The organism is Phyllobacterium lublinensis (assembly GCF_020164435.1).
GTDB lineage: Bacteria > Pseudomonadota > Alphaproteobacteria > Rhizobiales > Rhizobiaceae > Phyllobacterium > Phyllobacterium lublinensis.
Map to the genome: position 1 here is coordinate 119148 of NZ_JAIUDQ010000009.1, position 12488 is coordinate 131635.

At 56.7% G+C, this 12488-nt stretch carries 9 protein-coding genes; all 9 read right to left on the bottom strand.

Annotated elements, in window-relative coordinates; genetic code table 11:
* Window positions 1–6: 6 nt before the first annotated feature.
* Window positions 7–3495 carry a DNA polymerase III subunit alpha gene (gene dnaE, locus K9U38_RS13225; protein WP_224494847.1) on the bottom strand — a complete coding sequence of 1163 codons (3489 nt, stop codon included), beginning with the start codon at window positions 3493–3495 and terminating at the stop codon, window positions 7–9.
* Between the two features lie 408 nt (window positions 3496–3903).
* A complete protein-coding gene (locus K9U38_RS13230; RefSeq protein ID WP_224494805.1) occupies window positions 3904–4587 on the bottom strand; it encodes an ABC transporter ATP-binding protein in 684 nt (227 codons plus the stop codon).
* A gap of 1 nt (window position 4588) precedes the next feature.
* A complete protein-coding gene (locus K9U38_RS13235; protein ID WP_224494806.1) occupies window positions 4589–5875 on the bottom strand; it encodes a lipoprotein-releasing ABC transporter permease subunit in 1287 nt (428 codons plus the stop codon).
* Window positions 5875–7221 carry a proline--tRNA ligase gene (gene proS / locus K9U38_RS13240; RefSeq protein WP_224494807.1) on the bottom strand — a complete coding sequence of 449 codons (1347 nt, stop codon included), beginning with the start codon at window positions 7219–7221 and terminating at the stop codon, window positions 5875–5877. The genes K9U38_RS13235 and proS overlap by 1 nt, the downstream gene beginning before the upstream one ends.
* A gap of 609 nt (window positions 7222–7830) precedes the next feature.
* Window positions 7831–8100: a DUF1467 family protein gene (locus tag K9U38_RS13245; protein WP_224494808.1), complete on the bottom strand. Its 270-nt coding sequence runs from the start codon at window positions 8098–8100 to the stop codon at window positions 7831–7833.
* Entirely contained in the window at window positions 8100–8504 is a 405-nt protein-coding gene (gene mce, locus K9U38_RS13250) for a methylmalonyl-CoA epimerase (protein ID WP_224494809.1), read from the bottom strand. The genes K9U38_RS13245 and mce overlap by 1 nt, the downstream gene beginning before the upstream one ends.
* A gap of 9 nt (window positions 8505–8513) precedes the next feature.
* Window positions 8514–10187 carry a ribonuclease J gene (locus K9U38_RS13255; protein WP_224494810.1) on the bottom strand — a complete coding sequence of 558 codons (1674 nt, stop codon included), beginning with the start codon at window positions 10185–10187 and terminating at the stop codon, window positions 8514–8516.
* Window positions 10188–10209: 22 nt separating this feature from the next.
* Window positions 10210–11049, bottom strand: coding sequence for a biotin--[acetyl-CoA-carboxylase] ligase (locus K9U38_RS13260; protein WP_224494811.1), 840 nt, complete (start codon window positions 11047–11049; stop codon window positions 10210–10212).
* An 8-nt stretch (window positions 11050–11057) separates the two neighbouring features.
* Window positions 11058–12482 (bottom strand): NADH-quinone oxidoreductase subunit NuoN, encoded by a 1425-nt coding sequence (gene nuoN, locus K9U38_RS13265; protein ID WP_224494812.1) that lies wholly within the window; start codon window positions 12480–12482, stop codon window positions 11058–11060.
* Between the last annotated feature and the right edge of the window lie 6 nt (window positions 12483–12488).

A 12488-nucleotide genomic window follows, 5' to 3' on the forward strand; every position in this document is an offset into this window, starting at 1 on the left:
AAATTCCTATCCCATTTCCACTTCGACAATGCCTGGAATGGCCTTCATGGCACTCGCAATCTGCGGCCCGACCCGGTAGCGGTTCGGCAATTCGATCTCGACCTCGGTCGCACCATTTTCCTTGATCAGGATCAGGCTAACGACCTGCCCGTCATTCTGTGGCGCAAGATAAGGCGTTATGGCACTCAGCGGAGCGCTCGAGCGCATATAAAGGCGCAAGGCCTTCTGCATGCGCGTGGCCTCCTCTTCGAGGGAATGTGCCGTCTGGATGCGGAGGCTTATGCCCTCCGGCCGGTCTTCGGCGCCAACGGTCACCACTACGGACCTGCCCGGCTCGAGCAGGTCGCGGTACTGCGCCAAGGCCTCCGAGAAGAGTACCGCCTCAAATTGTCCTGAAGAATCAGAGAATTGGATGATACCCATCTTGTTGCCGGTCTTGGTCTTCCTTTCCTGCTTGGCGGTGATGGTACCGGCCAGACGTCCTGCATTGGCGCCGCGCTTCACTGCCGCAGAAAACTCGGCCCAAGTCTGCACGCGCATCTTTTCCAGAACAGCCCGGTATTCGTCGAGCGGATGCGCGGAAAGATAAAAACCTGCCGCCTCGAACTCGCGGCGCAACTTCTCCGCCGAAAGCCATGGTGCCGCGGCAGGCAGCTGAATGACCTGCGTTCCCCCGGCCGCCATGCCACCAAAAATGTCGGCCTGGCCGCTCATACTGTCTTCCTGGGTGCGCTGGGCATGGCCAATGATGCGGTCAAGCCCGGCAATGAGCGCCGGCCGTTCGCGCCCGAAGCAATCGAAAGCGCCCGCATTTATGAGGCTTTCAAATACCCGCCGATTGACGACCCGCGGATCGATCCGCTCACAGAAATCCTCGAGACTGGCGTATGGGGTAGCTCCCCGCTTCTCGACAATATGGTCAACCGCAGCCTCGCCGACACCCTTGATGGCTGCCAGGGAATAATAGATGCGGTTCTCGCCGACCTCGAACAGCCGGTAGGACGTGTTGACGGACGGCGTCACGACCTCGATACCGAGACGCACGGCTTCCCGTCGGAAATCGTTCAGCTTGTCGGTGTTCGACATATCGTATGTCATTGATGCAGCGAGAAATTCGACCGGATAATGCGCCTTCATGTACGCTGTCTGGAACGAGACGATTGCATAGGCAGCGGCGTGGGATTTGTTAAAGCCATAGTCGGCAAACTTGGCGAGAAGGTCGAAGATGAAGTTGGCTTGAGGCTTGGTCACGCCGCGTTCCACCGCGCCGTCGACAAACCGCACCCGCTGCAGGTCCATTTCGGCGCGGATCTTCTTGCCCATGGCGCGACGCAGAAGATCAGCTTCGCCGAGCGTATAGCCGGACATTTCCTGCGCGATCTGCATCACCTGTTCCTGGTAGATGATGACGCCCTGTGTTTCCTTGACCAGGTGATCGATCTTCGGATGGATCGACGCCATCTCCTCATCGCCATTCTTGCGCGCGTTGTAGGTCGGGATGTTTTCCATCGGACCCGGGCGATAAAGCGCGACCAGCGCAATGATATCTTCGATGCGATCAGGGCGCATGCCGATCAGCGCTTTGCGCATACCGGTGCTTTCCACCTGGAACACACCAACCGTTTCACCACGCGACAACATTTCGTAGGTGGGTTTATCGTCGAAGGGCAGATTGGAAAGATCGACCGTGATCCCGCGGCGCCTGACAAGGTTGACGGCGGTCTGAAGCACGGTCAGTGTCTTGAGGCCGAGAAAATCGAATTTGACCAGCCCCGCCTCTTCGACCATCTTCATGTTGAACTGGGTCACCGGCATATCGGAGCGTGGATCCCGGTACATCGGCACGAGTTCCGACAGCGGCCTGTCACCTATAACGATGCCCGCCGCGTGCGTCGAAGCGTGGCGATAAAGTCCTTCCAGCTTCAATGAAATGTCGAGCAGCCGCTCAACCACTGGCTCCTTGTCACGCTCCTCACGCAGGCGCGGTTCATCCTCGATCGCCTTCGACAATGTCACGGGATTGGCGGGGTTGGCCGGCACCATCTTGGTAAGGCGATCAACCTGGCCATAGGGCATTTCGAGTACGCGGCCCACGTCACGCAATACGGCGCGGGCCTGAAGCGTACCGAATGTGATGATCTGCGCTACTTGATCGCGGCCATACTTGCCCTGGACATAGCGGATGACCTCGTCTCGCCGTTCCTGGCAGAAGTCGATATCAAAATCCGGCATCGAAACGCGATCGGGATTGAGAAAACGCTCGAACAACAGTGAAAACCTGAGCGGGTCGACATCAGTGATGGTCAGCGCATAGGCGACAAGCGATCCGGCACCCGATCCGCGGCCCGGACCAACAGGAATATCATGGGCTTTCGCCCATTTGATGAAGTCGGAAACGATGAGAAAGTATCCCGGATACTTCATGCGGGTGATGATGGATATCTCGTATTCCAGCCGCTCGGAATACTGCTCACGGGTGTGTCCCCCAGCGAGGCCCGAGGTCTCGATACGTTGCGCCAGCCCCTGTCTGGCCTGCCGTGCCAACTCATCCGCCTCCGCCTGGAGGGCAGCATCGGGATCATCACCCTCGCCGGTAAAACGGGGCAGGATCGGAGCGCGATTTTTCGGATAATAGGAACAACGCAGCGCGATCTCGACGGTGTTTTCTACGGCCTCGGGCAGATCCGCAAACAGCTGCACCATCTCGTCTTCACTCTTGAGATAGTGGTCCGAGGTCAGGCGGCGCCGGTCATCGATGGACAGCAGCGAACCGGCAGCGATGGCCAGCAGCGCATCGTGCGCCTCGTAGTCTCCGCTTTTGGAAAAGAAAACATCGTTGGTTGCAACAAGCGGCAATTCCAGTTCGTAGGCAAGCTCGACCTGGATTGCCTCCAACGCCCGGTCGTAGCCGCGATGGCGTTGCAATTCGACGTATAGCCGGTCACCAAAGAGCGAACGCAAATAGATGAGCCGCTGACGTGCGCGATCGACACGATCATCCTTGATCGCCTTGGCGATTGCGCCCTCCGGCCCTCCAGACAGGACGATGATGCCTTCCGTGCGGCCCGGCAGCCAATGGGACGCAATGTGTACGGGATCGCCAGCAGGCGTCTCAAGATAGGCCCGACTCACGAGCCGTACAAGATTGGCGTAGCCCTCCTCAGTCGCAGCCAGGAGTACGAGCGGCGCAAGACCGAGCGCCTCGCGCCGATTGGCGCTGCGGCTTTCCTCGGTCTGGTCATGAAAGGCGATGTCAAGCTGGCAGCCGATGATGGGCTGCAAGCCTACCTTTGAACCCTTCTGGGCGAATTCCAGTGCCCCAAAGAGGTTATTGGTATCGGTGATCGCGATGGCCGGCACCCGGCTGGCGACGGCGAGATCAATGACTTTCGGCACCTGTAAGGCGCCTTCAAGCAGCGAATACGCAGAATGAACCCTTAAGTGAACGAAACGCAGTGCCTGTTTGCCTGCATTGCCTTCGCCGTTGTTGCCCAGTCCATCAGCCAATTTGTACTATCTCCGAAACCTGAACGGAGAAACCGATTCACCGCACCGTCATAGTCCGATATGCGCAATGAAGTGTCCACTCGATTTGAGGAATCATCCCCTTTCAACAGTGGAAAGAAATGGGGCCGCAGGAACATCGGTCGCTGCGTCCCCTGATGTCCTTGTCGGGAGCTAGATCGCGCTGACCCACATCGCAAACGTGGCAATGAACAGACTGACTGTAACGAATGACATGACGTCCTGGAAAAGTTCGCTCATCGGTAAAACCCTTCTTCGTTGTCTCTATGTATATGTTTTGTTCCATTTTTGTTCTAAAGTCAAGCGGACCATAGCACCGGATGGCGCTATGGTTTTTGAATTGTTAACGGATTGTAAAAGCGAAATGTGTTGTGCACATCAAAGATTGGTAATCTTGCCATCCTTAAGGGTCACACGGCGGTCCATGCGGCGTGCAAGCTCGAAATTGTGCGTAGCGATCATGGCCGACAGCCCTGATTGTCGTACCAGCGCCTCCAGCGCCTCAAATACATAGGATGAGGTCACGGGATCGAGGTTGCCTGTCGGCTCATCCGCAAGGAGAACCAAAGGAGCGTTGGCTACCGCACGGGCGATGGCGACTCGCTGCTGCTCGCCGCCGGACAGTTCGCTTGGCCGGTGCGAGGCGCGCGCCCCGACCTTCATATAGTCAAGCAGTTGCTGCGCACGCTCGGATGCCACACCGGGTTTCATGCCGCGAATCATTTGCGGCATCATCACATTTTCAAGTGCGGAGAACTCTGGCAGCAGATGGTGAAACTGGTATACGAAGCCGATATCATTGCGGCGGATAGCCGTGCGCTCGTCATCAGAAAGCGATCCGCACGACCTGCCATCGAGAATCACGTCGCCACTATCGGGCCGCTCGAGCAAGCCGGCTGTGTGAAGCAACGTTGATTTTCCGGCTCCCGAAGGCGCAACGAGCGCTACCATCTCACCCTTGCCAAGCGAAAAATTGGCGCTGTCAAGGATGACCAGTTCGCGGCCGATCTCATTGTACCGACGACCAACCCCCGTCAGCTCAAGAATGGACCCGTTTGCCATGTTATTCGTACCTCAGGGCTTCGACGGGATCGAGCGTGGCGGCCCGCCATGCCGGGAACAGCGTTGCCAGAAATGACAACACCAGCGCCATCAGGATCACCGAGAACGTCTCGTTAAAATCCATCTTGGCCGGCAATGTACTCAGGAAATAAAGTTCCGGGTTGAACAGGGTTGTTCCTGACACCCAGGAAAAGAACTCCCTGATGCGTTCGACATTGAGACAGACGACAACACCAAGGACCACCCCTGCGATCGTACCCGTGACACCGATCGCCGCCCCGGTCATCAGGAAGATCCGCAGCACCGAGTTGCGCGTGGCGCCCATGGTACGCAGGATCGCAATATCGTGTCCCTTGTCCTTCACGAGCATGATGAGGCCCGAGATAATATTCAGTGCGGCAACAAGCACGATCAACGTCAGAATCATGAACATCACGTTGCGTTCAACCTGCAGGGCCGAGAAGAAGGTCTGGTTCCGCTGGCGCCAGTCGGTAAGCATTAGAGCCCGCTGCGCAGCATCTTCGATCGGCTTCTTCAAGGCATCCACATTGTCCGGATTGTCGGCAAAGATCTCGATCGACTGGACCTTATTGTCCTGGTTGAAATAGAGCTGCGATTCTTCGAGCGGCATGAGGATGATGGAGGCGTCATACTCGGACATGCCAATCTCGAAAATCGCTGTCACCGGGTATGATTTGACGCGCGGCGCCATGCCGAGCGGCGTTACGTCGCCGTCGGGAGAAATGAGCGTCAGCTTATCGCCAAGGCCCAGCCCCATGTTTTCGGCCATGCGTGTGCCTATGGCGACGCCACCACCCGTATTGAATCCTTCAAACGTCCCCTGTCGTACATTTTTTGCAACCAGTTGAAGTTTCGCGATATCCTCTTCGCGCAAACCTCGCACCAGTGCACCGGAGCCGGCGCCGACATTCCCCTTGGCCAGGACCTGCCCCTCCACCACGGGAATCGCAAACGAAACGCCTGGAACCGCATCTATGCGCTTGATTACCGCATCAAAGTCATCCAGCGGACGATCCATCGGCTGCATGATGACATGGCCATTGATCCCGAGAATACGTGTCAGGAGCTCACTGCGGAAACCGTTCATCACTGCCATGACGATGATAAGTGTCGCTACGCCGAGCATGATTCCGGTAAACGAGAAACCGGCGATCACGGATATGAATGTTTCCTTCCGCCTCGCGCGCAAATAGCGCCAAGCGATCATTCGCTCATAGGCCGAGAAGGGCTTGGAACCCGACGTCGCGTTACCGGTCGACTCGCTCATCAAATTCCCGCCTGAACGTTCGCCGGGCCGGCAAGCTTGTTGATGGCAGCCTCGACGCTCAACGTTTCCCGCGCACCCGTAGCTCTATCCTTGATTTCGACTTCGCCGGCCGCAACACCGCGCGGTCCGACGATCACCTGTGTCGGCAGGCCGATCAAATCCATGGTCGCAAACTTGGCACCCGGGCGATCATCGGTATCATCCAGCAATGGTTCGAGTCCCGCATTCGTGAGGGCCTCGTAAAGCTTGCCGGAAACGGCGTCACAGCCCTCATCACCGGGCTTCATATTGACGATGCCAGCACCGAACGGCGCAACAGCTTTCGGCCAGATGATACCATTTTCGTCGTGCGAGGCTTCAATGATAGCTGCTACAACACGCGACGGCCCAATGCCGTAGGACCCCATCGACACAAGATGGTCCTTGCCATCGGGGCCGCTAACCTTTGCTCCCATGGGTTCGGAGTATTTAGTGCCGAAATGGAATATGTGCCCCACTTCGATGCCGCGGGCAGCAAGCTGTTCGGACTTGTCGACCTTAGCCCAGGCAGCCTCGTCATGCATTTCGTCGGTTGCAGCATAAGGCGTTGTCCAGCGCGTGACGATATCAGCAATCTCATCGTCATTGTCGAAGTTCGTGTCGGCGCCGGGCACCGGCAGATCAAGATAGGCGCGGTCACAAAAAACCTGGCTTTCGCCCGTATCTGCGAGAATGATGAATTCGTGGCTGAGTTCACCGCCAATCGGTCCCGTATCGGCGCGCATCGGAATCACCTTGATGCCCAATCGCGAGAATGTGCGCAGATAGGCGACAAACATACGGTTGTAGGCCGCCTTGGCGCCGTCAAAATCCAGATCGAATGAATAAGCATCCTTCATCAGGAATTCGCGAGAACGCATCACGCCAAAACGGGGGCGGCGCTCATCGCGGAACTTCCATTGAATGTGATAGAGATTCAGTGGCAAGTTCTTGTAGGACTTTACATAGGCGCGGAAGATCTCAGTGATCATTTCCTCGTTTGTCGGACCATACAACATCTCGCGATCACCACGGTCCTTGATGCGCAGCATCTCGTCGCCGTAGGCATCATAACGGCCGCTCTCGCGCCACAGATCGGCCGACTGGATAGTCGGCATCAGCAATTCGATCGCACCGGAACGGTTCTGCTCCTCGCGAATGATATTACTCACCTTGTTGAGTATGCGCAGACCCGCCGGCAGCCAGGCATATATACCAGCCGATTCCTGGCGGATCAGACCGGCGCGCAGCATCAGCCTGTGGGAGACGATTTCCGCCTCTTTGGGGTTTTCTTTAAGAATGGGCAGAAAGTAACGGGAAAGGCGCATGGAGAATCACCAAATTGAACACTGCCTGAGTGCTTTAAGAATCAGGCAAAACCAAGTGCAAAGTCGATGTTTCTTAACCGTATCGAGGCGGATTGGGAACCCGCAAGCTAAAATGAAACGTCAAGGAATTCAGGGAGAGTTTACCGCTTTGCCAGATTTGTAAGCAAAAGATGGTCAGGTCGAATATTTTTCGTGACATTTAGAAGGCACTCCGCTATTTTTTTAATCATAAGGAGAAAGTAAGAATATTTCTGCTTTCCTACGCGGTCAAAGTCTTGGGAGGATGTGACCTTTGGCGCGGTTAACCGCAGCCGCCACGCAAGTGGAATAAGGTCGGACGCGATCTTAAAATGCAAGGCGAAAGCCTTGCATTTTTTTTGTCTATAAATGGCGTTTCAATGCGTTACTAGGTTCTGCTAAAGTAAGCTGTCAGAATTGGATGGAGTAGCACCCGATTGGCCAGCCGCGTATTCCTGGGCTTTGAATGGCGAACCAAGGGACGTCAGAACCGGCGAAACTGCGCAAGGTGGCACGTAGACTGATTTGTTGGCTAACAAACGTGAAGTCGTCCCCGTCCTCAATTTTCGCTAGTAAGTCGGGATTTTCGACCTATCTCAGCTGAGGAAAAAACACGGGTAAGTCCTCTACGCCGTATCCCAGCTTCTGGTTTACGAAATAAAAAATGGCAAAGATAACGGCGGAAACAAGCGTCGTGAGCAGAAAAACCCGGCCCATCCGATGTTTGTGAGGCGCGCTCGCCGGAGTGCCAAGCGTGACATCCTCTTCCTCACCCTGGGTCCGGAGACCGATCGGCAGCATGGTAAAGAGTGTCAGCCACCACAGGATGAAATAGACCGCCATGGCGGTAGCAATTGGCATTACTCTTGCTCCAGTTCAATCAGTGTCCCGTTGAAGTCCTTCGGATGAAGAAACAGCACAGGTTTTCCGTGCGCGCCAATTTTTGGCTCTCCATCACCGAGAATGCGTGCGCCCTGATCTTTTAGCCGATCACGCGCCGCAAGAATATCGGGCACTTCGTAGCAGACATGGTGCATACCACCTGCGGGGTTCTTTACCAGAAATGCGGCAATTGGCGAATCCGCACCCAGAGGTTCAAGCAGTTCGATCTTCGTATTGCCAACGTCGATGAAAACCACTGTAACGCCGTGTTCCGGCAAAGCTTGCGGGTCCGTCAGCCTTGCGCCAAGCATGTTACGGTAGATCGTGGACGCGGCCGCCATATCCGGTACTGCAATCGCGACGTGGTTGAGACGGCCAAGCATTGTATTACCTCAAAGCCGGGTGACGAAGACGGTCACAACCGGCTTCTTGCCCCAGACCTCATTGGTCGCAGCGCGAACCGCCCGGCGCACGGCCTCGCGCACCATGGCAATATCCTTGCGCTTTTCGCGCGGAATGCTTTGAACCGCGCCGACCGCCGCGTCGTAAAGCAAATCCTCGAGCAGTTCTCCCTCCGCATCATTTTCAGGAAGGCCGATTGGTACGATCTCCGGGTCCTCGACGATATTGTATCTCTCGTCAAGCAGCATCGACACGGCGACATGGCCCACATAGGAAAGTTTGCGACGTTCGGCGATCCCGACCTCTTCCTCGTCGCCAATAAGTTTGCCGTCCTTGTACAATCGTCCAAAAGGTGCCTGGTCGATGATCTCGGCTCTGCCGGGCGCCAGGCGCAACACATCGCCGTTGCGCACCTGCGGCACCTCCGGGATTCCAGCCATAGCGGCCAGAGACCCCTGCCCTACGAGATGTGCTGCCTCGCCATGCACCGGAACGAGAATGCGCGGGCGCACCCATTCGTACATGCGCTTCAATTCATTGCGACGTGGGTGTCCAGAAACATGCACCAAGGCATCGCCATCGGAAATCACGTGGATACCCTGTTCGATCAGGAGGTTCTTCGTCTCGATAATCGGCTTTTCGTTACCCGGAATGGGTCGCGATGAGTAGATTACCGTGTCACCCGCCGACAACGCGACACTGCGCATCTCGTCGCGCGCCAGCTTCGCCAACGCCGCCCGCGGTTCTCCTTGGCTTCCCGTCAGAATAACAACGATATTTTCGCGGGGAATGAAGCCATAATCATCCTCTGACAAGAATTCCGGCACGCCATCGAGATAGCCGAGTTCGCTCGCAACATCGATCATCCGCTTCATCGAGCGGCCGAGCACGAGGACTTGGCGTCCGGCGTCACGAGCGGCCAATGCTATCGAACGAATTCGCCCCACATTGGATGAAAAGGTCGTGATCGCCACGCGTCCGCGCGCCTTCTCGATGATCTCGCGAAGGCTTTCGCCGACTTCAAGTTCCGACGGAGATTCGCCATCTCGCAGCGCATTGGTGGAGTCGCACATCATTGCGAGCACGCCCTCGTCACCGAGCGCGCGAAAGCGAGATTCGTTGATCAAAGGTCCCAGCGACGGTTCGGGATCCATTTTCCAATCGCCGGTATGAACGACCAGGCCGAGCGGCGTCCTGATCGCCAGCGACATCGGCTCCGGAATCGAATGCGTGACAGATATCGCCTCGAATTCGAAAGGACCAACATTGAATGTCTCGCCGGCGCGATAGATGGTTACCGGAATGTCCGGCGCGCCCGGTTCCGACTGGCGTTTTGCGTCAAGCAGGCCAGCAGTAAAGGGTGATGCAAAAACTGGAACGTTCAGCAACGGCCACAGATCCAGCAAAGCGCCGTAATGGTCCTCATGGGCATGCGTGATCACTATGCCCTTGAGGTTGTTACGCTCCGCCTGCAGAAAACGGATGTCCGGCAAGACAAGATCGGCACCCGGAAGGTCTGGGCCGGCAAAACTCACGCCCATGTCAACGACAACCCATTCCCGCTTGTGCGCAGGACCGTAGCCATACATGGCCAGATTCATCCCGATTTCACCGACACCACCCAGGGGAAGGAAAACAAGCTCGGCCTGATCGGAAATTGCCATTTATACTCCTAGAACCTGAACACTATTGGGCATTGGCTGACGCCACTGCACCGAAATGGACGTCACCGGCGGCGATCTTCACCCGTTGTCCATCATTATCGCGGATGACAAAGCGGCAGTCTTCATCAATTGTTTCGAATATACCACGCAGGACGTTCCCGTCGACCCGGACAGCGACTTCACAGCCAAGCCCTGCTGCACGCGCGAGCCAACGCTTGCGGATTTCAGCGAGGCCCCGCCCCTCATCCCAAACCCGGCTATTGTCTTCCCAGGCGTCGGATAGTGCTAAAAAGAGCGTCTCCGCATCACAATCGGCACCGAGCCTTGCGAGCGACGTGGCCGGGTACGGAACACCTTCGGGATAGGAAACGACATTGACGCCAATTCCAACGACCAAGGCCAAGCGATCATCCCGCAAATGGGTCGATTCAAGCAGTATCCCTGCGAGCTTCGCCCCGTTGGCCAAAAGATCGTTCGGCCATTTGAGTTCGACGCGCAACGGAGATTTGCCCACACCAGCATTCTCGGCGCCGTCGAGGCCAACCATAAAATTAGCGGAGGGACATACAGCGTCCAAAGCATCAGCCAGTGTCAGCCCCGCAACGAAACCCAGCGTTGCCGCTGTCTTGAGCTCAAAATGACCGACCAACAGCAGTGAAGCTGCAAGATTCCCCTCGGACGTGGCCCAGGCCCGGCCGCGCCGGCCGCGTCCGCTTTCCTGCTTCTTCGAGACCAGCCACAATTTGCCCGGATCACCGTCTAGCGCCCTTTCGAGGGCGACTGCGTTGGTCGAGCCGATCGTTTCGAACGCTTCGAGCCGAAAGCCGTTCTGCTGGGCCAGTGGCGAGAGCGAGAATCCCATCGGGATTCTCAGAAGAAGGTCTTGGCGGCAGCTTCCGCATAGGTGCTGACCGGTCCACCGATCAGGACGTAGAACAGGACCAGCATACCGGATACGCCGAGCACGAGACGTAGTTCACCCGACATCGGGACAAACGCGCCTACTGGCTCATCGAACCACATGATCTTGATGATGCGCAGATAGTAGAACGCGCCCACGACCGATGCGACGATGCCGATAATCGCCAAAGCGTAAAGGTTGGCCTGCATTGCCGCCAGGAACGTGTACCACTTGCCCCAGAAACCGGCGAGCGGAGGAATACCGGCCAGCGAGAACATCAGAATGGTCAAGATTGTTGCCATAATCGGATTGGTGCGTGACAACCCTGCCAGATCGCCGATCTGCTCCACGTTTCCTTCCTTGCGCCGCATGGCAAGAATGAAAGCAAATGTGCCCAGTGTCGTTACCAGATAGATCAGCATGTAGATCGCTACACCGCGAACGCCAACAACTGTGCCGGCAGCGAGGCCGACAAGCGCGTATCCCATGTGGCTGACCGACGAATAGGCCATCAGCCGCTTGATGTTGCGCTGACCGATTGCAGCAAATGCGCCGAGGATCATCGATGCAATCGCAACGAACACGATAACCTGCTGCCAGTCATGGGTGATCGGCTGGAAAGTCTCGACGGCGACGCGGGTCAACAAGGCCATGGCAGCCATTTTCGGCGCGCTGGCGAAAAAGGCCGTCACCGGGGTCGGCGCACCCTCATAGACGTCCGGCGTCCACATATGGAACGGCACGGCCGAGATCTTGAAGCACAGGCCAGCCAGGATGAAGACAAGACCGAAGACTACGCCAAGCTGCCGCTCCTCGCTCGCAAGAGCCTGAGCAATTGCTTCGAAGCCGGTATGGCCAGTAAAACCATAGACCAGGGAGATGCCGTACAGCAGCATGCCGGATGACAATGCGCCAAGTACAAAGTATTTCAGGCCTGCTTCCGTCGAGCGGACATTATCCCGGTTGATCGCCGCCACAACGTAAAGTGAAAGCGACTGCAATTCGAGGCTGAGATAAAGCGACAGCGTGTCATTTGCCGAGATCATCAGCAACATGCCGAGCGTCGCCAACATGATCAATATCGGGAATTCGAATTTGTCGAACTTTTCGGCCTTGGCGAAGCCCATCGACATGACCAGGGCCACGACCGAACCGACCAGCGTCAGGACTTTCATGAAACGCGAAAACGGATCGCTGACGAACGCGCGTCCGAACACATGGCCATCCTCCGGAAAGAGAACGACCAATGCCAGCGCACCGAGCAGCAAAGCTATGGCCAGAGTACTGACCAGGCCGTTTGCCCGCTCACCGGAAAACGCCCCGATCATCAGGAGAGCCAGCGCACCCACTGTTATCAGCAGTTCAGGTGCCATAAGCGTCAAGTTGGCAATCATGTCGAT

Bases quoted from the DNA above. Each gene is read 5' to 3' on its own strand.
- K9U38_RS13230 (WP_224494805.1), bottom strand. From the start codon at position 4,587: ATGGCAAACGGGTCCATTCTTGAGCTGACGGGGGTTGGTCGTCGGTAC.
- mce (WP_224494809.1), bottom strand. From the start codon at position 8,504: ATGCTTGGCCGTCTCAACCACGTCGCGATTGCAGTACCGGATATGGCG.
- K9U38_RS13255 (WP_224494810.1), bottom strand. From the start codon at position 10,187: ATGGCAATTTCCGATCAGGCCGAGCTTGTTTTCCTTCCCCTGGGTGGT.
- K9U38_RS13260 (WP_224494811.1), bottom strand. From the start codon at position 11,049: ATGGGATTCTCGCTCTCGCCACTGGCCCAGCAGAACGGCTTTCGGCTC.
- nuoN (WP_224494812.1), bottom strand. From the start codon at position 12,482: ATGATTGCCAACTTGACGCTTATGGCACCTGAACTGCTGATAACAGTG.
- K9U38_RS13235 (WP_224494806.1), bottom strand. From the start codon at position 5,875: ATGAGCGAGTCGACCGGTAACGCGACGTCGGGTTCCAAGCCCTTCTCG.
- proS (WP_224494807.1), bottom strand. From the start codon at position 7,221: ATGCGCCTTTCCCGTTACTTTCTGCCCATTCTTAAAGAAAACCCCAAA.
- K9U38_RS13245 (WP_224494808.1), bottom strand. From the start codon at position 8,100: ATGCCAATTGCTACCGCCATGGCGGTCTATTTCATCCTGTGGTGGCTG.